The 23,247-nt window shown below is 73.0% G+C and carries 16 protein-coding genes and 1 riboswitch; of the genes, 5 read left to right on the top strand and 11 right to left on the bottom strand.

What is annotated here, in order from left to right:
* Positions 1-6 precede the first annotated feature (6 nt).
* Positions 7-2,667, bottom strand: a complete 2,661-nt coding sequence (locus GWK25_RS32610) for an NACHT domain-containing NTPase (RefSeq protein WP_215455152.1) — start codon at positions 2,665-2,667, stop codon at positions 7-9.
* A gap of 96 nt (positions 2,668-2,763) precedes the next feature.
* Positions 2,764-3,183, bottom strand: coding sequence for a DUF1992 domain-containing protein (locus GWK25_RS32605; RefSeq protein WP_215455151.1), 420 nt, complete (start codon positions 3,181-3,183; stop codon positions 2,764-2,766).
* A 118-nt stretch (positions 3,184-3,301) separates the two neighbouring features.
* Between GWK25_RS32605 and GWK25_RS32600 the strand changes: the two genes are divergently transcribed.
* Positions 3,302-3,697 carry a hypothetical protein gene (locus GWK25_RS32600; protein ID WP_215455150.1) on the top strand — a complete coding sequence of 132 codons (396 nt, stop codon included), beginning with the start codon at positions 3,302-3,304 and terminating at the stop codon, positions 3,695-3,697.
* 25 nt (positions 3,698-3,722) lie between these two features.
* Here GWK25_RS32600 and GWK25_RS32595 read toward each other — a convergent pair whose 3' ends face one another.
* Together GWK25_RS32595 and GWK25_RS32590 are read right to left on the bottom strand one after the other, a co-directional pair.
* Positions 3,723-4,394, bottom strand: coding sequence for an O-methyltransferase (locus tag GWK25_RS32595; RefSeq protein WP_215455149.1), 672 nt, complete (start codon positions 4,392-4,394; stop codon positions 3,723-3,725).
* A gap of 113 nt (positions 4,395-4,507) precedes the next feature.
* Entirely contained in the window at positions 4,508-5,827 is a 1,320-nt protein-coding gene (locus GWK25_RS32590) for a DUF2330 domain-containing protein (RefSeq protein ID WP_308404369.1), read from the bottom strand.
* A 313-nt stretch (positions 5,828-6,140) separates the two neighbouring features.
* Between GWK25_RS32590 and GWK25_RS32585 the strand changes: the two genes are divergently transcribed.
* Positions 6,141-8,228, top strand: coding sequence for a bifunctional glycosyltransferase 87/phosphatase PAP2 family protein (locus GWK25_RS32585; RefSeq protein ID WP_215455147.1), 2,088 nt, complete (start codon positions 6,141-6,143; stop codon positions 8,226-8,228).
* A gap of 107 nt (positions 8,229-8,335) precedes the next feature.
* On the opposite strand, the gene GWK25_RS32580 is transcribed toward GWK25_RS32585, so the two are convergent.
* Positions 8,336-9,571 carry a cytochrome P450 gene (locus GWK25_RS32580; RefSeq protein ID WP_215455146.1) on the bottom strand — a complete coding sequence of 412 codons (1,236 nt, stop codon included), beginning with the start codon at positions 9,569-9,571 and terminating at the stop codon, positions 8,336-8,338.
* Between the two features lie 235 nt (positions 9,572-9,806).
* On the opposite strand from GWK25_RS32580, the gene GWK25_RS32575 reads away from it, so the two are divergent.
* The gene (locus GWK25_RS32575) at positions 9,807-10,976 is read left to right on the top strand and encodes a steroid 3-ketoacyl-CoA thiolase (protein ID WP_215455145.1); all 1,170 of its coding nucleotides are present in this window, start codon (positions 9,807-9,809) and stop codon (positions 10,974-10,976) included.
* 312 nt (positions 10,977-11,288) lie between these two features.
* Complete coding sequence (locus tag GWK25_RS32570) at positions 11,289-15,314, top strand: helix-turn-helix domain-containing protein (RefSeq protein ID WP_215455144.1); 4,026 nt, start codon at positions 11,289-11,291, stop codon at positions 15,312-15,314.
* A gap of 149 nt (positions 15,315-15,463) precedes the next feature.
* On the opposite strand, the gene GWK25_RS32565 is transcribed toward GWK25_RS32570, so the two are convergent.
* The 6 genes from GWK25_RS32565 to GWK25_RS32540 form a co-directional block, all read right to left on the bottom strand.
* The gene (locus tag GWK25_RS32565; protein WP_217180204.1) at positions 15,464-15,913 is read right to left on the bottom strand and encodes a transglycosylase SLT domain-containing protein; all 450 of its coding nucleotides are present in this window, start codon (positions 15,911-15,913) and stop codon (positions 15,464-15,466) included.
* 308 nt (positions 15,914-16,221) lie between these two features.
* Positions 16,222-17,046, bottom strand: coding sequence for an ECF transporter S component (locus GWK25_RS32560; RefSeq protein ID WP_215455143.1), 825 nt, complete (start codon positions 17,044-17,046; stop codon positions 16,222-16,224).
* Entirely contained in the window at positions 17,043-18,812 is a 1,770-nt protein-coding gene (locus tag GWK25_RS32555) for an ABC transporter ATP-binding protein (protein WP_215455142.1), read from the bottom strand. Before GWK25_RS32555 ends, GWK25_RS32560 begins: the two co-directional genes overlap by 4 nt.
* The gene (locus GWK25_RS32550; protein WP_215455141.1) at positions 18,809-19,882 is read right to left on the bottom strand and encodes a CbiQ family ECF transporter T component; all 1,074 of its coding nucleotides are present in this window, start codon (positions 19,880-19,882) and stop codon (positions 18,809-18,811) included. The genes GWK25_RS32555 and GWK25_RS32550 overlap by 4 nt, the downstream gene beginning before the upstream one ends.
* 87 nt (positions 19,883-19,969) lie before the next feature.
* On the bottom strand, positions 19,970-20,677 hold the full coding sequence (locus tag GWK25_RS32545; RefSeq protein WP_308404368.1) for an SCO2322 family protein: 708 nt from the start codon (positions 20,675-20,677) through the stop codon (positions 19,970-19,972).
* A gap of 38 nt (positions 20,678-20,715) precedes the next feature.
* Positions 20,716-22,071 (bottom strand): prenyltransferase/squalene oxidase repeat-containing protein, encoded by a 1,356-nt coding sequence (locus tag GWK25_RS32540; protein ID WP_215455140.1) that lies wholly within the window; start codon positions 22,069-22,071, stop codon positions 20,716-20,718.
* 133 nt (positions 22,072-22,204) lie between these two features.
* Positions 22,205-22,281, bottom strand: a riboswitch (cobalamin riboswitch).
* Positions 22,282-22,367: 86 nt separating this feature from the next.
* Between GWK25_RS32540 and GWK25_RS32535 the strand changes: the two genes are divergently transcribed.
* Positions 22,368-23,240, top strand: a complete 873-nt coding sequence (locus tag GWK25_RS32535; RefSeq protein WP_215455139.1) for a phosphotransferase — start codon at positions 22,368-22,370, stop codon at positions 23,238-23,240.
* Positions 23,241-23,247 lie beyond the last annotated feature (7 nt).

Below are 23,247 nucleotides of genomic sequence, written 5' to 3'. Positions count from 1 at the left end.
GCCCGGTCAGACGACGGTGGTGATCTCGAAGCGGGGGTCGGGGCGCCCCCCTTGCGCCGTGCGCTGTCTGGGGTCCATGCCGACGGTCCGCAGCGTCGGATGCGCGGCCAGCGTCGACAGGTCCACGGCGGTGGAACTCCGGTCGAGCAGCAGGGTGTGCAGACGGGGGAAGGCGGTGAGCCACTCCCAGGTGGGCGTCCGGTCGGCGCGCAGCCACAGACAGGTGAGGCTCTCGGGGGCGAGGGCGTTCACCAGGTCGTCCGGGGTGAGGTCGTCCCCGATCCGCAGCCGCGGCCGGCCGCCGAGGCGGCTGATCGCGTCCAGTTCGGCCCGTGTGACGATCTCGAAGTAGATGTCGTCGCCGGGGAGCCTCGCGATGACCTCGCCGGCGTACTGCTCGGTCTCGAAGCGGTGCCAGGCCTGTGCGACCTGGCTGCGGACGACCGGGTCGGGGTGGTCGGTGTACCGGGCGAGGACGGGGATCGCCGCGTCGCCGCCGATCAGGGTCGCCGTCCGTACGGTGTGGACGGCGGTGCCGGCCTCCTGGTTCTCCGGGCCGGGGAGCAGTTCGAGGACCACGGGACCCACCTGGGCCAGGTCCTGGGCCTCGGTGTTGTTCCTGGGCGGGATCAGCCGGGCGGCCCGCTCCTCCACCCGGGCGCGGATCGAGGGTTCGAGTTCCGTCGCGTGCTCCAGCGACACCATGGCGAGCAGGTGCAGCAGGGTGCGGCGGCGGGGGACGGCGACGTCGCCGCGCGTGATGAGCTCGCTCAGCAGGACGGCGCGCTCCTTGGGCCGCGCGTGCGCGATGGCCATCCGGATGACGTCCTCCCACTGGCTGTCCGTGGCGCGCAGCACCAGCAGGGACAGATCGCCCTCCTCCACGGCCGCCTTGGCGCCCAGGTAGTCCTGGAAGGTGCGGTGGACGAAGTCGATCGTGCCGGGCGCGGGTTCGCGCAGCACCCCGCTGCGCAGCAGCAGATGCCGGAACACCTGCTGCGCCGTGCCCTGGCTCGCGGCGGCGGACACCGAGGGCAGGGTGTGCGCGATGATCCGCTCCGCCTGGTCGCTGTCGATCTCCGACTTGCCGTTCAGCAGGAACTTGTAGGCGAGTTTCTGCAGCAGTTGGGTCTTCGGTTCCTCGGTGAGGTCGATGCTGTCGGTGAGCCCCATGTTCCGCTCGATGTCACGGCGGGAGAGCAGCATCGACAGGGCGGCGTCGTACAGGTCCTTGCGGGCCCGGGGGAGGAACCCCCGCCGGTCCCGGTGCAGGGCGCAGATCAGGCCGCACATCAGGGGGTTGGTGGCCAGCCGGGAGAGATCGCCCTTGGTGCGTACGGCCGCCATCAGCGACTGCTCGTAGGTGTCCAGCAGTTCCCAGTCGGAGGTGTCGCTGGCCCGTGCCGCCGAGTGCCAGCGCCGGATGAAGTGGTTGACGTCGGCCGTGCTCATGGGCGCCAGGGAGCCCTCGGTGAACCCCTGGCCGTCGAGCCAGTGTTCACGCACCGCCGAGGGGCGGGAGGTGATCAGCCACAGGTTGCCCGGGTAGGCGGCGATCAGGTCGCGCAGCCACTCCTTGGCCTTCTCCCGTACGGCGGTCGGCACTTCGTCCACGCCGTCGACCAGCAGCAGACCGCGTCCCGCCTGGAGGACCCGGTCGGCCCAGCCGTGGGGCTGGGCGTCGGCGAGGGGATTGCGGGCGGCGGTGAGGAACCGTCCGGGTGTGGGCAGGTCGTGCCAGGAGTGCGTCAGCGTCCGCAGCGCCAGCACGAACGGGACCCGCCCGGCGAGGGAGGCCAGATGGCCGTCGAGCGTGGTCCCCCGGGCGGCGGTGACGGCCAGCCACTGCACGAGCGTGGTCTTGCCCGACCCCGCGACGCCCCGCAGCAGTACCCGGTCGCGACCGTCCAGTACGTGATCGGCGCGGATCGGCAGCTGACGGGTGCCCTCGCCGACGCCCAGCTCCAGGCTGAGATAGGCCGTGTCCAGCGGCCACTGAGCGGGCGAGTTGGTGAAGTCGATGCCGTAGATGGTGAGCGTGCCGTACTTCTCGATGACGTAGGCCGCGTACCGCGCCTCGAAGGCGGCGTCCTCGCCGATCCGTGAGGGGGTGCGTTCCAGCAGGAGGTCGATCCGGGTGACGGCTTCGGCGAGTTGGCTGCTCTGGCTGACCAGGGTGCGGGCGACGAAGGTCGAGCGCTGGGTGAAGAAGTGCAGGATGTGCAGGCAGGCGACGTCCACCAGGGTGTCGTGCAGCCGGGCGGCGTCGTCGGACAGGTCGAAGGTCACCCGGGGATCGGCGTCGCGCAGCCGTCTGGACAGGGCCCGGTGGCCGAGCTGCACCGCCTGGACGTCGTCCATCTCCAGGTCGCCGAGCGCGGCGAGGGTCCGGGCCAGCGCCGTGGCGAGGGCCTCCTGCTCGTCGACGGTCACCGGCCGTTCGACCGGCCCGGCCGAACCGACGGCCCGCGCGACCAGCTCCGCTGCGACCTTCTGCAGTTCCTTCTCGCCGAGGGTCCGTTTCTCGCCCCGGAACGACACCAGGCCCGAGACCCTGATCGGCTCGGAGACCAGACCGGCGCCGGGTCCCTGCTGCACGAAGAGTTTCTTGACCAGCGGAGCGACCACGCTCGACGCCAGGCGAGCACCGACGGCAGCAGCGTCCACACCAACCCCTTCCCCCGATGTCCCTCAGCATAGGGACGCCGGGGTCGTCAGGGGACCGGGTCGGCCGCACCGGTGCCGGGCGGCCGGCCGTCGGGCTCACCCCTCCTGGCGCTGCCGCCCCTCCCGGCGCTCACGCCACTGCCGTACGACTTCTTCCACGTCGTACGGCTTCAGGCCGAGCGGCGGTCCCGGTGGGGGCTTGAACATCATCTCGCGGATCTTGGCGTTGATCTCGGTGACGATCTTGCGGACGACGCGTTCGGAAGGGGCCTCGGCGGCCGTCGCGAGCGCGTCCTCGGCCTCCTTGCGCAGGGCCAGCGTCGGGGGCAGGACCGACAGGCCCTCGCGGGCCATCTTCCGTTTGATCCACCACAGTTCGTCGTACGTGGTGTCGTCGCCCTCCAGCGGCCGGCCGACGCCGGGGAGGCTCTTGAAGTCGCCGCGCGCCTCGGCGTCGCGGATCTGTTTGTCGACGAAGGACTCGAAGCTGACACCGGGTGGCTTTCGCTCGGTCATGCCTCCATTGTGCCGGAGCCCGCACAACAGGACGATCCGGCGATTTATCATGCGGCGGCGGCGTGCCAAACGTGCCGTGCGCAGCGACAATTGGAGTTTGACCCGTTAGGAGCGGTACGTGCTCGAACTCACCATGGCCTCGGTCTCCGAGGCGGACGCCGGGGCGACGGCCGGTATGCAGATGGCCGACGCGCCCAGCGAGCCGGGCGGCGTGCTCCGGGTGGGCCGCGATCGGGCGGTGTGCCGGCTCGCCACACCGGACGACTGGCTCTTCGTCTCCCGTGTGCACCTGGAGTTCCTGTGCGGCCCCGACGGGACCTGGCAGGTCACGTGGCTGCGCGGCTCGCACGCCGACCCGTCCTCCGAGGTGCGGCTGACCCTGCAGGGCCACCAGCCCTCGCCTCTGCCGTACGGCGGCACGGCGAAGCTGCCGCACGGCAGCTCCGGCGAACTCGTCATCCACGACCGCACGGCCCCCCGCAGCGTCAACGTGGGCTTCTACCACGAGGGCTGACGGGACCCACGCTCCCTCGCGTGGGTCAGTCCGTCACCCGGGCCAGCGCGAAGCCGTCGTACCCCTTGCTGCCCACGGTCTGCAGCGCCGTGCCGGACAACTTCGGGTGCGTGGCGATGAGTTCGATGGCGGCCCGGGTGCCGCGGATGTCCGGCTCGGTGCTGTCGGCGTCGGCGACCCGGCCGCCGCGTACGACGTTGTCGACGACGATGACGCTGCCGGCCCGGGTGAGCTTCAGGGCCCACTCCACGTAGTGCGGGTTGTTGGCCTTGTCCGCGTCGATGAAGACCAGGTCGAAGGGTTCGGGGTTCTCGTCGGTCAGCTTGGGCAGCGACTCCAGGGCGGGGCCGACCCGTACCTCGACGAGGTGGTCGAGCCCGGCGCGCGCGATGTTGCGGCACGCGACCTCCGCGTGCCGGGCGCTGTACTCCAGGGAGATCAGCCGGCCGTCGGCGGGCAGCGCGCGGGCCAGCCAGATGGTGCTGTAGCCGCCGAGGGTGCCGATCTCCAGGATGCGCCGGGCGCCCTGGATCAGGGCGAGGAGGTGGAGGAACTTGCCCTGGCCCGCGGCGACGTCGATGGCCGGGAGCCCGGCCGCCTCGTTGTCGCGCAGTGCCGCCGCCAGGGCCTCGTCGTTCGGGGCGAGGTGGGTGGAGAAGTAGGCGTCCACGTCGTCCCAGGTCCGTGACTCGCTCATGAAGCTGTGCCTCCCGCGCCTTCCATCAGGGAACTTACTTAGAGCAGCTAAGTAGATGTGCTAATGAATATAGGCGCGGGGTGGGCTCCCTGTCAGCGGTTCCCGGAGGTGTGTCAGCCGTTCGGCGCGGACTTGGGGTCGGCCGCGGCCTCCGGTGCGGGCGCCGGACCGGCCCCGGGGGGCGCGGGAGCGCCGGGAGGCACCGCAGCGGCGGGCGGAACCGGAGCGCCGGGCGGCATGTGCGCTCCCGGCGGCATGTGCGCGCCCTGCGGGTAGGCGCCCGGAGGGTACGCGCCCGGCGGCATGAAGGCGCCCGGCGGTGGCACGGGCGGCAGTTGCCGCTTGGCGTTGCGCTTGAGCACGATCGCGACGGCCACCGCCTTGATCGCCAGCACGGCGATGCCGATGCCGAAGGACAGCAGCCAGCCGGGTATGCCCCAGACGGTCCACATCTCGTCCACGTGAATGACCTCTCGATAGGTGTCGTCGGCCGCGGCCCGCCGCAGCGTGTGGTCGCCGGAGATCCGCTCCGGCCGCGGGAAGTCCTGCTCGACGGCGGTGAGGAAGTCCGTGCCGCCCGCGGCCAGGTCGCCGAGGGCGCCCACCGGCGCGCCGAGCCGGCCGGCGAACGTCACCTCCGGCTCGTCCCCGCCGATCGCCGAGCTCGGCTCCATCCGGTGCTCGGCCAGCACGTACAGCCCGAGCGCCTGCGGCGTGTCGGCCAGCCGCGACAGCCGCATCGGATAGACCGGCTCGTCGCTGGCGAAGGTGAGGTGAAGCGGGTCGAGGGTGCCGGACAGCGGGGTGCCGCCGGCCGAGTCCTCCGGCGCCAGCCGGATCGCCACGTACTCCCACTTCTGCCGGACGTACGGCTCCAGCGCCGTGTCCAGACGGTCCGGGAGCCGGAAGCCGTTCTCGTCCAGCCAGTCACCGAGTGCTCCGGAGTCGGTGGCGGTCAGCCGCGCCACGTCGAACGGGCCGAGCCGCTCGCGGCCGACGACGTCCACCGGGGACCGCGGGCCCCCGGCCGCCGCGTCCCCCGCGCCGTCGCCCTCGAACATGTCGAAGGGCCAGTCGTCCGAGCGTGGCCAGAAGTACTCGCGCCGCTCGTACACGGGCGCGGTCTCCTCGTCGAGCTGGTCGAAGAGGGCCGCGTCGCCCAGCTGCACCGTCGCCCGGTTCGGCACCGGCATGATCCACGCGGCCGTCCGGGCGTCGCCGGAGACCGTCAGACTCATCACGATCTGTTCCTCGCGGCCGTCCCAGCGCACCACGGACCGCTCGCGGCTCACGTACACACTCCGCTGGTCGTCCGGCACCATCGCACCGCAGCCGCAGGCGTACGCCGGTGCCACGAGCGAGGCCAACTGGAGCCCCAACAGCGCCAGCACGACCACCACAAGCCGTCCGCGTATCCCGCGCCCCTCACGCACCCTCGGTACCGGACGCGCGCGCCCCCGTACGAAACCCTTCATCCCCCGTGCCTCTCCACTGCCCCGCTGACCTGCCGTACCGCTCGGGGCCATGGTTCCAGGTGTTCGTCAGTGGTCTGTCACCACCGTGCGCGCGATGCGCATCCGTGATCCGTGCCGTGCCCTTGAGCGGGACGACGGTCCCGCGCGGACTATCGTCGTCCGGACAAGCGAGGGCGACTCTCAGGTGAAGTCGGGGTTGCCCGCGTCTCACCAACGGGACGGCGCGAGCCTCCTCGGTGGGACGGCCGACGGGGCGGGAGGACGACAGCACGTGGCGACGGAGCAGAGCAGACCGGGCGGAGCCGTGGGTACCGGTGCGGCGGCGGCGCGCCTGGGGGCCCTGCGGGCAGTGCTGTGGCTGGTCGCCGGCATCCTGGCGGTGCGTCAGATCGCGGTCGTGCTCCACATGCCCAGGGGCGAGCGGCTGACCGACCTGGAGACCTGGGTCGGGCCCAGCGGAGTGCTCCATGTGAACGGCTCGCTGTACGACTCGACGCGCTTCACCGGCACCCCCTTCGGCGGCCTCGTCCTCAAGCCCCTCACCCGGACGGCCGAACAGGCCCTCGGCTGGGGCTGGACCTTCGGCACCCTCCTGCTGGTCGTCGCCCTCGGCCTGGTCGCCGCCCGCGCCCTGCCCCAGCCCGTCACCCGCCGCACTACCCTGCTCGCGGCTCCCGTGGCAGTGACCCTGCTGATGCTGTCGCTGCCGGTGCGCAACACCCTGTACCTGGGCCAGACCAGCATCATCCCCGTGCTGCTCGTCCTCGCGGGCTGCTTCGCGGTGCGGGGCGAGCGGACCAGCGGTGCGTTCATAGGGCTCGCCGCGGCCTTCCAGCCGACTGTGCTGCTGTTCGTGCCGCTGCTGTGGTTCACCGGCCGCCGGCGGGCCGCCGCGAGTACCGGGATCACGTTCGCCGGGGCCACCGCACTGGCCTGGGCCGCGATGCCGCACGACTCGTTCACCTACTGGGTGCACCACCTCGCGGGCGTGGGCCTGGGCGGCCGGGCGGACGACCTCGCCAACCAGTCCCTGCACGGCGCCCTGCTCCGGCTGGGCCTCACGGGCCCGCTGGAGATCGTCGTCTTCTTTGCGCTGGCCGCCGCCGTCGCCGTGTTCGGCATGCGGCGGGCCGTCCACTACGCCCGCGACGGGCAGTTGCTCCTCGCCGTCGCGATCACCGGCTGTGTCGTGGTCGCCGTCTCCCCCACGTCCTGGAAGCACCAGCTGCTGTGGGTGCTGCTCGCGGCCGTCGGCCGGGTCGGCACGAAGCAGTCCTCGCGGTACGTGTGGCCGGTCGCCGTCGTCCTGGTGATGACCCTGCCGGCGAAGATGATGGTCCCGAACGTGGACGTCCTGCACCCCGTCCGGGACAACGTCGTCCTGCTGGCCGCGCTCGCCGCCGCCCTCGTCGTGCCCTTCCTGTCCCGCACCTCGGAGTACTACCGGGCACCCGTGCCCACGCAGTACGCCCCGAAGGCGCAGACCCGTTTCCACTGGGCGCCGCTGCTGCGCCGGGTGGCGACCCGGCCGAACCTGCTCCTGGAACTGCTGCTGATCCGCGTCGTGTACGCGGCCTACCAGCGCACCCGCCTGGAGGCCACCGGCAGCCGGGCCTCGGCCGAGGAGCACGCCCGGCAGATCCTCTCCGTCGAGGAGGCCCTGTTCCTCGACGTCGAGCACTGGTTCAACCACGCGGTCGTCGGAATCGGCTGGCTGCGGGCCTTCTTCGACTTCTACTACACCTCGTTCCACTTCGTGGTCCCGCTGACCGTCCTCGGCCTGCTCTACTGGCGCCGCCCCGCCGACTACCGCTGGGCCCGCACGGCCATCGGCTTCACCACGGTCCTCGCGCTCGTCGGTTTCTTCTTCTACCCACTGGCGCCGCCGCGGCTGATGCCCGGCCTCGGCATCATCGACACCATCCACGGCGTCCAGGACTTCTCCCGCCCGGACTACGGCAGACTGACCGAACTCGCCAACCAGTACGCGGCGATGCCGTCCCTGCACTTCGGCTGGTCCCTGTGGTGCGGCCTCACGATCGCGATCGTCGCCCCCAAGGCGTGGATGAAGATCCTCGGCCTGATGCACCCCTTCTTCACGCTCCTGGCCATCGTGGCGACGGGCAACCACTGGGTGCTGGACGCGGTGGGCGGGGCGATGGTGGTCGGTGCGGGCTTCGGCCTCACCTACCTCCTGACGGGGCCGCGCACCACCGCGCCCCGAAAGGGGCGCGGGGAACTGCGCGAGCAACCACCGACGACGGACCGACTCGCGACGGCCGTCCCGCCCAACGGCGCAGGAGCGACCGGAGAGGGCGGGGGAGCGACCGGGGACGGCGGAGACAGGGGCGGGGCGTAGGGGCGCGGCCCCTGCCCGCGGCCCCTGCCTCCGGGCCGGACGGGCCGACGGCGCCGGGAGGCCGTCGGCCCGAGTCGGGGTGGGGGTGAAGGTTGCGGGTGGGAGGCTCAGACCGTGGTCACCTGGAGGTGCTTCACCCCGTTGATCCAGGCGGAGCGCAGGCGGTCGGGATCGCCGGCGAGGCGGAGGCCCGGCATCGCGTCGGCGATCGCGTTGAAGATCAGGTCGATCTCCAGGACCGCGAGGGACTTGCCCAGGCAGAAGTGGGGGCCTCCGCCGCCGAAGCCCAGGTGGGGGTTGGGGTCGCGGGTGATGTCGAAGGCGTCGGGGTTCTCGAAGACGTCCGGGTCGTGGTTGGCGGAGGCGTAGAAGATGCCGACGCGGTCGCCCTTCCGGATGAGCTTGCCGCCGAGTTCCACGTCCTGGGTGGCGGTGCGCTGGAAGGCGTTGACCGGGGCCGCCCAGCGCACGATCTCCTCGGCTGCCGTCGCCGGGCGCTCGCGCTTGTACAGCTCCCACTGGTCGGGGTGGGTGAGGAAGGCGTGCATGCCGTGGGTGATGGCGTTGCGGGTCGTCTCGTTGCCCGCGACGGCCAGCATCAGCACGAAGAACCCGAACTCGTCGGAGGCGAGGTTCCCCTCGTCCTCGGCGGCCACCAGGGTGGTGACGATGTCCTTCGCCGGGCACTGCTTGCGGTCGGCGGCCATGTTCATGGCGTAGGCGATGAGTTCCATCGCCGACTGCTGGCCGACCTCCTCGGTGATGGCGTACTCCGGGTCGTCGTAGGAGATCATCCGGTTCGACCACTCGAAGATCCGGATGCGGTCCTCCTGCGGGATGCCGATCAGCTCGGCGATGGCCTGGAGGGGGAGTTCGCAGGCGACCTCGGTGACGAAGTCGAAGGAGCCGGGACGGGCGGCGGCCTCGCGGGCGATGGTGAGTGCCCGGTGGCGCAGGTTGTCCTCCAGCGCGCGGATCGCCCTCGGGGTGAACACGCGCTGCACGATCTGGCGGACCCGGGTGTGCTCCGGCGGGTCCATGTTCAGCAGGATCAGCCGCTGGGCGTCGATGGCGTCGCGCTCGATGTGCTCGTTGAAGCGGATGATCGCGGTGTTGACCGTCGAGGAGAACAACTCCGGGTGCGTGGAGACGTACTTGACGTCCGCGTGCCGGGTGACGGCCCAGTAGCCCTCGTCCGCGAAGCCCGCGATGCCGGGTGCCTGCGGGATCCAGTGGACCGGTTCCGTGCGGCGCAGTTCGGCGAACTCCGGGAGGGGGACACGGTGGTGCAGCAGGTCGGGGTCGGTGAGGTCGAACCCGTCGGGCAGCGCTGGACAGGGCATCGGCAACTCCTGACGGAGTATCAGATTTAAGGAATTGCGGTGACGGTAGTAACGGGTTCTATAACTGGCAAGGGGTGCGGGCTCCTCAATCGGCTGCCAATTGCCGCACGCCCCTTGCGGTGCCGGAGTGACCCTCCGCAGACTGCTGAGGAGAACTAGAACGCGTACTAGTTCTGCGTGGCGGGCCGGGCCGGGACGCCCCGCGCCGCGCGGGTAACCGTCGAGAGGATTCCCCATGGCCGCGGAACCCGTGATCGTCGAAGCCGTACGCACCCCCATCGGCAGGCGCGGCGGCGCGCTCGCCAACCTGCACCCCGCCTATCTGCTGGGCGAGACCTACCGTGAACTCCTCGGCCGCACCGGCATCCCCGCCGACTGCGTCGAGCAGATCGTCGGCGGCACGGTGACCCACGCCGGCGAACAGTCCATGAACCCCGCGCGCACGGCCTGGCTGACCATGGGCCTGCCGTACGAGACGGCCGCGACCACCGTCGACTGCCAGTGCGGCTCCTCACAGCAGGCCTCGCACATGGTGGCCAACATGGTGGCGGCCGGCGTCATCGACGTCGGGGTCAGCTGCGGGGTGGAGGCCATGTCCCGGGTGCCGCTCGGGTCGGGGTCCAAGCACGGGCCGGGCAAGCCGTTCCCGGAGGAGTGGAACGTCGATCTGCCGAACCAGTTCGAGGCCGCCGAGCGGATCGCCCGGCACCGGGGGCTCACCCGGGAGGACGTGGACGCGCTGGGCCTGCGGTCCCAGGAGCGGGCCGCCGCCGCGTGGGCCGAGGAGCGGTTCAAGAAGGAGACGTTCGCCGTCCAGGTGCCGACGACCGAGGCGGAACAGAGCGCCGGGCAGGGCATGTGGCGGCTCGTCGACCACGACGAGGGGCTGCGCGACACCTCGGCGGAGGCGCTCGCCCGACTGAAGCCGATCATGCCGACGGCCGTCCACACGGCGGGCAACTCCTCCCAGATCAGCGACGGCGCGGCGGCGATCATGTGGGCGTCCAAGCGGATGGCGCGGGCGCTGAAGCTCCGGCCGCGGGCCCGGATCGTCGCCCAGGCGCTGGTCGGCTCCGACCCCCACTTCCACCTCGACGGGCCGATCGACGCGACCAAGGCCGTGCTGGGCAAGGCCGGGATGTCGCTGAAGGACATCGACCTGGTCGAGATCAACGAGGCCTTCGCGTCGGTGGTGTTGAGCTGGGCGCGGGTCTTCGACCAGGACCTGGAGAAGGTGAACGTCAACGGCGGCGCCATCGCCCTCGGCCACCCGGTGGGCGCGACCGGGGCGCGGCTCATCACGACCGCGCTGCACGAGCTGGAGCGTACGGACAAGGAGTTCGCGCTGGTGACGATGTGCGCCGGAGGCGGGCTGGCGACCGGGACGATCATCCAGCGGCTCTGACGGGCGGGGAGGAGGAAGAGGGGGAGCAGAAAAAAGAGGCCCTGCTGGTCGTCCCGCGACCAGCAGGGCCTTCCCCCGTGGCGGCACGTCCCCCGTCCCGCCGTACTCCCCCGTGGCGGCCGGTCGAACCGCCCGTTCCCCCGTGTGCGCGGCCCCCGTACCGCTCACACCACTGATTTCACCGGGTCGCGCATTGTCAGGCAGGGGGGTCGAGGCTGCCAAACAATGGCCGGACGCGATCTCTCCGCTTGGGCGGCCGAATGCGTACGTTGGTGGCGGACGGTGTGGGTGTGGTGGGAGGGGAACAGCGCGGTGGCGGGTCGTCGTGAGGTGCCGGTCGATCCGGGGGCCGGGCCGGTGCAACGGTTCGCGTTCGAGTTGCGCAAACTGCGGACCGAGGCGGGCGGCCTCACCTACCGGGCGATGGCCGGACGGGCGGGCTACTCGATCACCACCCTCTCCCAGGCCGCGGGCGGCGAGCAGTTGCCCACGCTGCCGGTGGCCCTGGCCTTCGTACGGGCCTGCGGGGGCGACCCGGCGGAGTGGGAGGCCCGGTGGCACCAAGCGGTCGAGGAGGCCGCGGACTTCGATCCGGACGCCGACGAGACGGCCGCGGAGCCGCCGTACCGGGGGCTCGCCCGGTTCGAGACCGGGGACAGCGGCCTCTTCTTCGGCCGGGACCGCCTCACCGCCGACCTCGTGGACCTGATGCGCCGACGGCGGTTCGCAGCGGTCTTCGGCCCCTCCGGCATCGGCAAGTCGTCCCTGCTGCGCGCCGGCCTGATCCCGGTCCTGAGGGAATCCGAGGACCCGGCCCTACGGCCCTCCGCGATCCGCATCCTGACCCCCGGCGACCAACTGTCCCGCACCTATGAGCTGCTGCGGGAGACGAGCGGGGGTGGCGGGGGTACGGGGGGCGGCGGTGACACCGGCGCCGGCACTCGCACAGGCACCGGCTCTGGCTCTGGTGTCGGCGGTGGCACCGGTTCCAGGTCTGGCCCCGGCTCCGGCCCTGGCCTCCGCTCCGGCGTCGGCCCCGGCTCCGACGCCGGCTTCAGCACTGGGCCCGACTCCGGCTCCGGCTCCGGCCCCGTCCGTGGCTCCGGCGCCGGCCGTACCGGCTCCGGCCGTGCCGGTGTCGGACCCGGGCGTGGTGACACGCTCGTCGTGGTCGATCAGTTCGAGGAGGTGTTCACCCTCTGCCACGACCCCGTCGAACGCGCCCGGTTCATCGACCTGTTGCTCACCGCACGCGATCCGGGCAGCGGGCTGCGGGTGCTGTTGGCTGTGCGCGCGGACTTCTACGGCCGGTGTGCCGAGCACCGCGCGCTGGCCGAGGCACTCGGGGACGCCAACCTGCTGGCCGGGCCCATGACTCCGGCGGAACTGCGCGAGGTCGTCGTCAAGCCGGCCGCTGCCGCCGGGCTGACCGTGGAGCGGGCGCTGACCACCCGGCTCGTCGAGGAGATCACCGACGCGCCCGGCGGACTGCCCCTGCTGTCCCACGTCCTGCTGGAGACCTGGCGGCGCCGCCGGGGCAAGACCCTCACCCTCGCCGGCTACGAGGCGGCCGGCGGCCTGGACGGCGCGATCGCCAAGACCGCCGAGGACGTCTACAGCCGGTTCACCGACAGCGAGGCGGCCACCGCCCGCCGGGTGCTGCTGCGGCTCATCTCACCCGGTGACGGCACCCCCGACACCCGCCGGCCCGCCGAACGGGCCGAGTTGGAGACCACGGGCACCGGACGGGAGGAGGTCGCCCGGGTCCTGGAGGCGCTCACCCGCGCCCGCCTCCTCACCCTCGACGGCCCCACCGTGGACCTCGCGCACGAGGCGCTCATCACCGCCTGGCCCCGGCTGCGCGGCTGGATCGAGGAGGACCGCGACCGGCTGCGAGCCCACCGGCACCTGACCGAGGCGGCCCGGTCCTGGGAGGAACTGGGCCATGACGCGGGCGCGCTGTACCGGGGGAGCCGACTCGCCAGGGCGCGCGAGTACTTCGGGGGGCCGGGGCACACCGACGACCTGACCGACCAGGAGGCCGCCTTCCTCGCGGCCGGTCTCGGCGCGCTGGAGCAGGAGGAACGTGCCAAGGCCCGCACCACCCGCCGACTGCGCGTCCTCGTCACCTCCCTGGCCGGCCTGCTCGCCCTCGCCCTGACCGCCACCACCGTCGCCTACTGGCAACGCCAGAGCGCCCTGGACGCCCAACGCGAAGGTCTCTCCCGCCAGTTGGCCGCACAGTCCGCCGCCCTGCTGGACAGCGACACCGACCTCGCGTCGCTGCTGGCCATCAAGGCGTACCGGACGAGCCCCACCCGCGAGGCCACCCGGAGTCTGTACGCCGCCGCGGCCGTCCCCCTCGAACGCCGGCTGACCGGACACGCCGAGACCGTGTCCGCGCTGGTCTACAGCCCCGACGGGAAGACACTCGCCAGCGGCGCCTACGACGGCACGGTACGGCTGTGGGACACCAGGACCGGACGGACGGGCAAGGTGCTCACCGGCCGTTCGGACGCGGACGCCCCCGATCTCGTCCGCACCGTGGCCTTCGCCCCGGACGGCCGCACCCTCGCCACCAGCCATGGCGACGACGCGCGGCTGTGGGACCTGGACACCGGACGCGTACGGGACTCGGTCGCCCTGCGCGACCCCGACGACGACAACATGGCGGCGGTCGGTTTCGACCGCGACGGCCGCGCGCTCGCCGTCGCCGAGGGCGGGCAGGTGCTGGACGTGGCCGACGGCCGGGTCGTGACCACCCTCAAGGGCCCCACCGGGCTGGAGATGGCGGTCGCGTTCAGCCCCGACGGACGCACCCTCGCCACCAGCACCCGGGACCACACCGCCCAACTGTGGGACCTGGCGACGGGAAAGGTGCTCCACACCCTCAAGAGCGGCACCGGCGTGGTCAGTTCCCTGGCCTTCGACTCGGCCGGGAAGACCCTGGCCACCGGCACCGAGGACGGCACCGTCCATCTGTGGGACGTGGCCGACGGCGAGCAGCGGACCACCCTCACCAGCGCCAGCAGCAGGGTCGAGTCCATGGCGTTCGCCCCGGACGGCAGGACCCTGGCCGCCGGCAGCTACGACGGCACCGTACGCCTGTGGGACCTCGCCACCGGCCGCGCCGGCACCACCCTCACCGGCCACACCAGCCCCGTCATGTCGGTGGCGTTCGATCCCGACGGGACCGAACTGGCCGCGGGCAACGAGGCCGACACCTTCGGCGGCGGCGGTGACGTCGCGGTCCGGCTGTGGAGGGCGGGCACGAACCGTCCCCGCGCCACGCTGGACGTCCCCGGCGACGATCTGCAGTCGATGTCCTTCAGTCCCGACGGCGACACCCTGGTCACCAGCAGCAGCACGAGGTCCGACGACCCCAGGGACATGCGCAGCACGGTACGGCTCTGGGACACGGCCACCCGCCGCACGCACGCCGTGCTCGACGAGGGTCTGACCCACGTCGGGGAGGTCGTCTTCAGCCCCGACGGGCGGACGCTCGCCCTCACCACCGACATCCGGGCCCAGCTGTGGGACGTCCGCACCCGCCGACCGCGGATCACCCTCCCCGACCACTTCGTCAACGCGATGGTCTTCAGCCCGGACGGCCGCACCCTGGTGACGGTGGGCGACGGCCTCCGCCTCTACGACCCCCGCACCGGGCGACCCCGCGCCGAACTGCCCAAGGCCGAGGAGGGATCGGCGCTGGCGTTCAGCCCCACGGGCGAGTTCTTCGCCACCACCGGGGGCCAGAACGCGGAGATCCGGCTGCGCGATCCCGACACCGGACGCGTCCGCCGCACCCTCACGGAACCGGCCGCCGACGCCGCGCCCGCGGGGGCGCGCGACGATCCGGCCCTGATGTTCCGGCAGGTGGAGTCGATGGCCTTCAGCCCGGACGGCCGCACTCTCGCCTCCGCCGAGGCCGACGGCACGGTACGGCTGTGGGACACCGGCACCGGAGACCTCGACGCCACGCTGACCGTCAGCCTCAGCCAGGGCCCGGTCAGGCTCGCGTTCAGCCCCGACGGGCGCACGCTCGCCACGGCCGGGGGCGGCACGGTACGGCTGTGGGACACCACCACCCGGTACGCCCGGGAGACCCTCCCCGACGGTGGCGCGGCGAGGCTGGCGTTCAGTCCCGACGGCCGCACCCTCGCGGTCGGTGACTACCGCGACCGTGTCCGTCTGTGGGACGTCGACCTGCCGCTGCCCGCCGAGGCGATCGACCACCTCTGCCGAGCCGTGCACCGCGACCTCACCGAGCAGGAGAAGGCGCTGTACCTGCCGGACCAGGAGCCGGGCGTGGCGTGCGGACCGGACGAGAGAGGGTGAGGAGGGGGAGGTCGGCAGGGCCCCTGGAACACGACGAAGACGGCGGCCCCGGGGATCGGGGGCCGCCGTCTTCGGTCTGTGCCGGCGCTCGGTCGCGCAGGTGGCATCCGGTGGTGCCGGTGGCGCTCAGTCGCGCCGGTGGTGCCGGATCAGTACCAGTTGTTGGCCTGCCAGAAGTTCCACGCGCCACACGGGCTGCCGTAGCGGTCCTTCATGTAGTCCACGCCCCACTTGATCTGGGTGGCGGCGTTGGTCTTCCAGTCGGAGCCGGCGGAGGCCATCTTGGAGCCGGGGAGCGCCTGGACCAGGCCGTAGGCGCCGGAGGACGCGTTGGTCGCGTTGACGTCCCAGTCGCTCTCGTGGTCGACGATGTTCGCGAAGCACTTGTACTGGGCCGAGTTCCCGATCATCTTCTTCGCGACAGCCTGAGCCTGGGAGGCCTCCGACGCGGCCTGGGCGGGCGCGGCGGCGAGCAGGGCACCGGTGGCGGCGACGGCCAGGGTGGCACCGGCGAGGGCCTTCTTCGGGGAGGCGATGCGGCGGAGAGCGGAGCGGGTCACGGGGATCCTTTTCTTCGGGGTCATGGTCGTCGCGGGCATGCCTTCACCACCTGAGGTGCGGTGGGGGCGTACGTCGGCGCCGAGGCCCGGTGGGCACGTCGGCGCCGTTGCGACTCATCCAGAGAAACAGCCGGAGCGGGCGTCCGCAATGATCCCTTTTGCTAGTTGTCGTCGTATCCGCGCCGAAGACCCTTTCTGTGACGTGGCTCTCAAAGCCCAGGTCAGCGCCCATAAGGACGTGCGCATGCCAAGCATTTCGATCTACGAGCCCGGTTCGTATGTGACCTGGGTCCTGTGGGGTGCTTCACGGCTCGCGCGACGGACGGTGAGCGCGCCTCGCCCGAGCGTCACCGGGCGGGCGGAGTGAATGTGACCGCGCTCTCGAACGCGGCCCTGCGGGTGGCCCGGCGCAGCGCCTTGAGGACGGCGGTACCGAGGGTGAGGGTCAGGACGGCGGTGACGACCGCGCGGCCCAGGTCCCAGCCGAGTGAGGTGGCCAGGCAGTACGCGAGGAAACGCGTGAGGTTGGCGGCCGGGGCCGCGTCCGCGTCGTAGGCGATGGTCGAGGCCAGGGTGTCGATGAAGGGCCAACCGTAGAGGTTCATGACCGTGCCGTACGCGAAGGCGGCGACGAAGCCGTAGCCGGCGAGCAGGACGAGTTCGGCGCGGCCGCGCAGGCGGTGGGCGCCCGGGAGCAGCCCGGAACCCATCGCGAACCAGCCCATCGCCAGCATCTGGAACGGCATCCACGGGCCCACACCCCCGGTGAGCAGCGCGGACGAGAACATCGTCACCGCGCCGAGGGTGAAGCCGAACCCCGGGCCGAGGACACGGCCGCTGAGCACCATGAGGAAGAACATCGGCTCGATCCCGGCGGTTCCGGCCCCGATGGGGCGCAGCGCCGCGCCGACCGCCGCGAGCACCCCCAGCATCGCCACCGCCTTCGCCCCGAGCCCCGCCTCGGAGAGCGTCGCGCCGACGACCCCGACCAGCAGCACCAGCAGCCCGGCGAACAGCCAGGGCGCGTCCTGCGCGTGGGCGGTCACCTGTGAACCGGGGTCCGCGAAGAAGGGCCAGCCGAAGGCCGCGGCCCCGACGAGACCGACGAGGAGGAGGGCGGCGACGGTACGGGCGGAGAGCGGGACGGGGCGGACGCGCGACGGGCTGCTCATGAGTGCTCCTCCGGGGTGGCCTCCGGGGCCGCCGCTCGCAGGGCGCGTCGTACCTGGGCCGTGGTCAGCCAGGGCCCCGGGGCGAGGATCTTCGTGATCTGCGGGGCGAAGGCGGGGGAGCCGACGACCACCTCGGCGGTCGGCCCGTCGGCCACGACCTCCCCGTCGGCGAGGATCAGCACGCGGTGGGCCAGCTCGGCGGCCAGTTCCACGTCGTGCGTGGCCAGGACGATCGCGTGCCCGTCGGCCGCGAGGCCGCGCAACAGCGTGACCAGGCGTGCCTTGGCCGCGTAGTCGAGGCCCCGGGTCGGTTCGTCGAGCAGGAGCAGCGGCGGGCGGGCGGTGAGGACGACCGCCAGCGCGAGGGCCAGCCGCTGCCCCTCCGACAGGTCGCGCGGGTGCGTGTCGTCGCCGATGCCGGGCAGCAGCTCGCAGGCCAGGGCCCGGCACGTGCCCGGGGCGGCCCCCGCGTCCCGGTCCGCAGCCGCGCACTCCGCCGCGACCGTGTCCGTGTACAGCAGGTCACGGGGTTCCTGCGGTACGAGGCCCACGCGGCGTACGAGGTCCGGGGGCGCCGTGCGGTGGGGGACCAGGCCGCTCACCCGGACCGAACCGGCCGCCGGTTCCACCAGGCCGACCAGCGCGGACAGCAGGGTGGACTTGCCGGCGCCGTTGCGGCCCATGAGGGCGATCGTCTCGCCGGGGGTGACGGTGAGGGAGACGTGGGTGAGTGCGCGGACGCGGCCGTGGTGGACGGAGAGGGTCGAGATCGTCGCCGGGTGGTCGTGAGGGGAGGGGGTGTGGGGGGTGGGGCGTTTGCCGAGGATGCGCCGGAGGAGGGGGAGGGGTGGGGGCGGGAAGAGCTCGGGGGTTCGTGTCGTGTGCGGTGTGCGGGTGGTCCGTGGCTGGTCGCGCAGTCCCCCGCGCCCCTTCGGGGCTTCCGGTGTCTGTGCCGCGAGGGTTTCCCGCAGTGCTCCCGAGCGGCGGCGGGCGTCCCGGACGGTCAGGGGGAGCGGGGACCAGCCGGCCGCTCGGCCCAGGTCCACGACCGGGGGGAACACGGGGGAGACCGCCATGATGTCGGCCGGAGGGCCGAGGACGGGCGGGGTGCCCGGGGTCGGCAGGAGGACGACCTGGTCGGCGTACTGGACGACGCGTTCCAGGCGGTGCTCGGCCATGAACACGGTCGTGCCCAGGTCGTGGACGAGCCGCTGCAGCACGGCCAGGACCTCCTCGGCGGCGGCCGGGTCCAGGGCGGAGGTCGGCTCGTCCAGGACCAGCACGCGAGGGTGCGGGGTGAGAACGGAGCCGATCGCGACGCGCTGACGCTGGCCGCCGGAGAGCGTGGCGATGGGGCGGTCCCGGAGGTCGGCGAGACCCAGCAGGTCGAGCGTCTCCTCCACCCGGCGCCGCATGACGTCCGGAGCGAGCCCCAACGACTCCATCCCGTAGGCGAGTTCGTCCTCGACCGTGTCCGTCACGAAGTGCGCCAGCGGATCCTGGCCCACCGTGCCGACCACATCGGCGAGTTCACGCGGCTTGTGGGTACGGGTGTCCCGCCCCGCCACCGTCACCCGGCCGCTCAGGGTGCCCCCGGTGAAGTGTGGCACGAGCCCGCTCACCGCCCCCAGCACGGTCGACTTGCCCGCCCCCGACGGCCCCACGAGCAGCACGAGTTCACCCTCCGGGACCTCGAAGTCCGCGCCCCGGACGGTGGGTTCGGCCGCGCCGTCGTACGTCACGGACACGTCCTCGAAGCGGATCATGAGGTTTCCTCCTCGGACGGGGCGGCGGTCGGCGCGGGGACGGCGAACGCGGGCAGCAGGCCCAGCAGGATCGCGACGGCGGGCAGGAGGGGCAGGTCGGGGGAGGTCGGCGGGACGACGGTGGGGTGCAGGGCGGCGGGGTCGTACGCGGCACAGACGATCAGCAGCGCGGCGACGGCCACCCCGGACCCGGCCACCAGCCACGCGCGTACCCCCCAGGCGTCGGGCCGGTAGCGGGTGCGCGGTGAGCGACGGCCGCCCAGCCGCAGTCCCGCCAGCGCGGCGGCCACTCCCGCGAGCAGCACGGGGAGGCCGTAGCCGCCACCCTCGGCGGTCAGCACTCCGTACGTTCCCGCGCAGACGCCGAGCAGTCCACCGAGGGTGAGCGCGGCGGTCGTACGGCGGACACGTGCCGGGACCTCGGTGGTACGGCCGTAGCCGCGCGAGTCCATCGCGGCGGCCAGCGCCACCGACCGCTCCAACGCGCCCTCCAGCACCGGCAGTCCGACCTGCAGCAGCCCCCGTACGCCCCGGTCCGGCCGGCCCCGCAGCCGCCGCGCGGCCCGCAACCGCTGTACGTCCGCCACCAGATGGGGGGCGAACGTCATCGCCACCACCACGGCCACGCCGGCCTCGTACAGGGCGCCGGGGAGGGACTTGAGGAGGCGGGCCGGGTTGGCCAGGGCGTTGGCGGCACCCACGCAGATCAACAAGGTGGCCAGCCGCAACCCGTCGTACAGCGCGAACAGGAACCCCTCCGCCGTGACCCGGCCGCCCAGCCGGATCCCCTGCGCCCAGGCGGGAAGCGGCACTTCGGGGAGCGTGACCAGGGTGTGGGTTCCGGGTACGGGCGACCCCAGCACGACCGCGAAGGCCAGCCGGACGCCCAGCACCACCAGCCCGAGCTTCACGAACGCGGTGTACGAGCGGGCCCAGGGGGCGTCGGTCCGGTGCGTGCCCACGACGTATCCGGCCACCGCGACGAGCAGGGCGAGGAGCAAAGGGTTGGTGGTGCGGGACGCGGCGGTGCCGAGCCCGAGAGCCCAGACCCACCAGGCGAGGGGATGCACCCCGCCCCCTCGTACCGCCGGGCCGCGCACCCCGTGCCTGGCCGCCCCCGACTCCGGGCGCCCCGTGAACCCTCGCACCGCGCCGCCCTATCCCCGACGCCGCCGCGCCCGCCACACCGCCGCGCCCCCCAGCACGGCGACGGCTCCCACGCCCACGAGCAGCCCGACGGAGGGCCCTTCACCCTCCTGGGTGGCACCGTCGGCCGACGAACTCTGGTCATCGGCCGGGCCGTCGGCGCCGGACGCGGACTCGGCACCGGAATCCGTGTCGGTGCCGGCACCTGCGTCGACCGCCTCGCCGCAGCCCCGCACCGGATATCCCCCGATCGCGCAGAGCAGCGCGTTCGTGTCGTACCGGAGGGGCTTGGCGACGGACGCCAACGCCTCGGCCGTGGTCGCGTCGTCCGGCACCCGCGCGCAAGCCGTACGCGCCTTCGGAGGTGTCTCGCCCTCCGGCGCGTCGGCGGCCGTACCGAAGTCGATGACCAGCGCGACCCGCTTCTGACCGTCCCGCGCGGCCGTGTCCCCGCAGACCGCGGCGAAGTCGGCGGCGCCACGCGGCCGGACCGCGTCCGACGAGTCCCGGCTCACGGCGAACCGGAAGCCCTGGACCTCCCCGTCCGCCGGGCGCGTGGTCGACGGCCCCTGCGTGGCGTACGCCCACTTCGAGCCGTCCCGCTCCCAGAACGACCAGTAGCGGTACGCGGCCGCGTGGGCCGGCCCCGAGCTCCCCAGCAGGAGCAGCAGAGCGCCGAGCGACACGAGCACCGGCGACAGCGCGCCGCCCGACGTCACGGCAGCCGAACCCCGTGCGGCTCCCCTGCGACGCCCGGTCACGCCTGCAGCCGCTTCCGGCCGGCCTTCGCCAGCACGAACCCGGCGGTGGCGGCGACCACGACCAGCCCGAGTCCGATCGCCCACCAGGCGCCCGCCCCGAGTCCGTCGCCGGCCTCGTCCCCGGCGGTCGTGTCGTCGTACGGCACCGAGGAGTAGTCGCTCACCTCACCGGCCGGACCGGTGTCCTTCAGCTGCGCCACGAGATCCGCGCCACCGAAGTCACGCGGGTCGCCACCGGAGGCGTGCGCCGCGAAGACGAGCTGGGCGTACGCGGCGGGCCCCGCCTTGGCCGCCCACACCCCGTAGTTCTTCTCCAGCCAGGCGAGCGGCTTCCCGGTCGCGTCCACGTCCCCGGCGGCGGCCAGCGCGACGACCGCGTCGGCGGTGTTGCCGTGGTCGGGCTGGTCCTTCGCACCGGCGAGGGACGACTTCAGATACCCGTCGGCGGTGAGGGCGCCGGCCAGGTGGACGGCCCCGTTGTGTGCGAGGGCCTCCGGCGAGTCGCCCGAGGCGCAGGCGTCGAACGAGGCCGCGCCCTTCCGCTCGCCGCTCCCCGCCCCGACCACGAACCCCTCGCCCAGGATGCCGAGCACCGCGGCGGCCGTGGCGTCGGCGTTCGCGGCGAGAGCGCCCTTCTTGTCGGGCTGGTAGGCGAAGGCGCCGCCGTCCTTCACAGCGCTCTTGCTCTTGCCGCCGTCCTCGGCGCCGCTCTTGTCGCCCGTCTCCCCGCCGCCGCAGGGGAGGGCGAGGGCGCGGAGGGCGTCGTAGGGGGAGTTGCCGTCCTTCTTCTGCTTCTCCGGGGCGTCACCGGCGGCGGCCAGCGCGCCGATCACGACGGACGTCGAGTTCGCGTCGCTGGGCCCGCCCGGGGTGTAGCCCCAGCCGCCGTCCTCGTTCTGGTTGTCCTTCAGCCAGCGCACCGCCCGGCCGGCCTCGGCGTCCTGCCCGCCGACCGCGGCGAGTGCCTGTATCGCGGCCGCCGTGCTGTTGGTGTCGACGGCCGTCTTGGCGTCGCACTTCGCGGTCGCGTCGGCGCGGTACGCCGGGAACGCCCCGCTCGCGCACTGCTGCCCGACCAGCCACTGCACGGCCGCGGCACCGGGCTTCTCGCCCACGGTGTCCAGGGCGAGCAGGGTGAGCGACTGCCGCCAGACACCGTCGTACGTGGGGTCGTTGTGGCCGTACAGACCGGTGGGGATCGCCTGGGAGGGCGAGGCGGAGGGAGCGGTGGACGCCTCGGACGCGGCGTCGGCGGCGAAGGCGGCCGGCGCGAAACCGGCACCGGTCCCGGTGCCGAGCCCGGCTGTGGCGACCAGTACCGCGACGACCGCGGCGCTGCGGCGGACATTCATGATCGGCGGCTGCCTCTCCCTGACGGGGAGCCGGGCGGCACGGCGGAGCGCCGGGCGGCTCGGCTCCGTATTCCTCGACGGTGCCGTGCACCGGCGGGCCGCCGGTGACGCGAGCCGGTCACGATTCCCTCCAGGGCAGTCCGACTCGCCACCCCGTCGGGGGCGGCTCACGGTTGCGGGTCAGCGCCGGATTTGCACCGGCTTCCCCCTGTACGGGTGTGATGACGACGCGGTCACTCTACCTGCCGGTAGCCGGGATCCTGAGGGCCGTTCGTGGGCCACGATAGGTTCGGGCCATGCGTACGGGGAGACTGCTGGCCGCGGGCCGCACGGCCGACGTGTACGAACTCCACGCCGACGAGGGCGAGTCCGGACCGCACGGTCCCGACGGCCTCGCCGCGGCCTCCGGGACCGCCGCTCCCGGAGGCCCGGCCGACCGTGACGGAGCCGACAGACATACCGGACGCGGGGCCGACAGGTCCGGCGGACGTGGAGCTGACGGAAATGCCGGACACGGAGCCGACGGATGTACCGGACGCGACGGAGCCTGGGTGCTTCGGCGCTACCGGGACGGACGGGGTGACGCGGTGGCCGAGGCCGAGGTCATGGAGTACGTACGGAGCCATGGTTATCCCGTCCCGCGCGTGCGCTCGGCGACCCGGACGGAGATGGTGCTGGAGCGCCTCACCGGCCCGACCATGCTGGAGGCCTTCGCGGCCGGCCTGATCGACCCGGTGGCGGCCGGAGCCACCCTGGCCCGCCTCCTGCACGCCCTGCACGCCGTCCCGCCCCGGACTCATCCGGCCTTCCGCCTCCTCCATCTGGACCTGCACCCCGAGAACGTCGTCCTCGCGCCGCACGGCCCGCAGGTCATCGACTGGAACAACGCCGAGGAGGGGCCGCCCGGCCTCGACTGGGGTGTCTCGGCGATGATCCTCGCGCAGGTGGCCGTCGACGAGGACGACCCGCGCGCCCACCTGGCGCACGACACCCTCGTCTCCCTCCTCGCCCAGCGGCCCGACGGACCTGCCGCGTTGACGGAGGGCGGGCTGGCCGAGGCGAGGCGACGCCGGGCGGCGAACCCGACGATGTCGGCGCGCGAGGTCGAACTCGTCGGACCGGCGGAGCAGTTGATCCGCCGCATCGCGGGCCCGGGGCCGACGGCCTGAGGCAACG

The sequence above is a fragment of the Streptomyces sp. ATCC 21386 genome (assembly GCF_018728545.1).
In the GTDB taxonomy this organism is placed as follows: domain Bacteria; phylum Actinomycetota; class Actinomycetes; order Streptomycetales; family Streptomycetaceae; genus Streptomyces.
Note: the sequence above shows the minus strand (reverse complement) of the source record. Positions and strands in the feature narration are given on the sequence as shown.

What these genes read in the sequence shown, in the direction of transcription:
- GWK25_RS32540 (WP_215455140.1), bottom strand. Translation starts at nt 22,071, where the DNA reads ATGAATGTCCGCCGCAGCGCCGCGGTCGTCGCGGTACTGGTCGCCACA.
- GWK25_RS32535 (WP_215455139.1), top strand. Translation starts at nt 22,368, where the DNA reads ATGCGTACGGGGAGACTGCTGGCCGCGGGCCGCACGGCCGACGTGTAC.
- GWK25_RS32580 (WP_215455146.1), bottom strand. Translation starts at nt 9,571, where the DNA reads ATGCCCTGTCCAGCGCTGCCCGACGGGTTCGACCTCACCGACCCCGAC.
- GWK25_RS32575 (WP_215455145.1), top strand. Translation starts at nt 9,807, where the DNA reads ATGGCCGCGGAACCCGTGATCGTCGAAGCCGTACGCACCCCCATCGGC.
- GWK25_RS32605 (WP_215455151.1), bottom strand. Translation starts at nt 3,183, where the DNA reads ATGACCGAGCGAAAGCCACCCGGTGTCAGCTTCGAGTCCTTCGTCGAC.
- GWK25_RS32565 (WP_217180204.1), bottom strand. Translation starts at nt 15,913, where the DNA reads ATGCCCGCGACGACCATGACCCCGAAGAAAAGGATCCCCGTGACCCGC.
- GWK25_RS32555 (WP_215455142.1), bottom strand. Translation starts at nt 18,812, where the DNA reads ATGATCCGCTTCGAGGACGTGTCCGTGACGTACGACGGCGCGGCCGAA.
- GWK25_RS32595 (WP_215455149.1), bottom strand. Translation starts at nt 4,394, where the DNA reads ATGAGCGAGTCACGGACCTGGGACGACGTGGACGCCTACTTCTCCACC.
- GWK25_RS32560 (WP_215455143.1), bottom strand. Translation starts at nt 17,046, where the DNA reads ATGAGCAGCCCGTCGCGCGTCCGCCCCGTCCCGCTCTCCGCCCGTACC.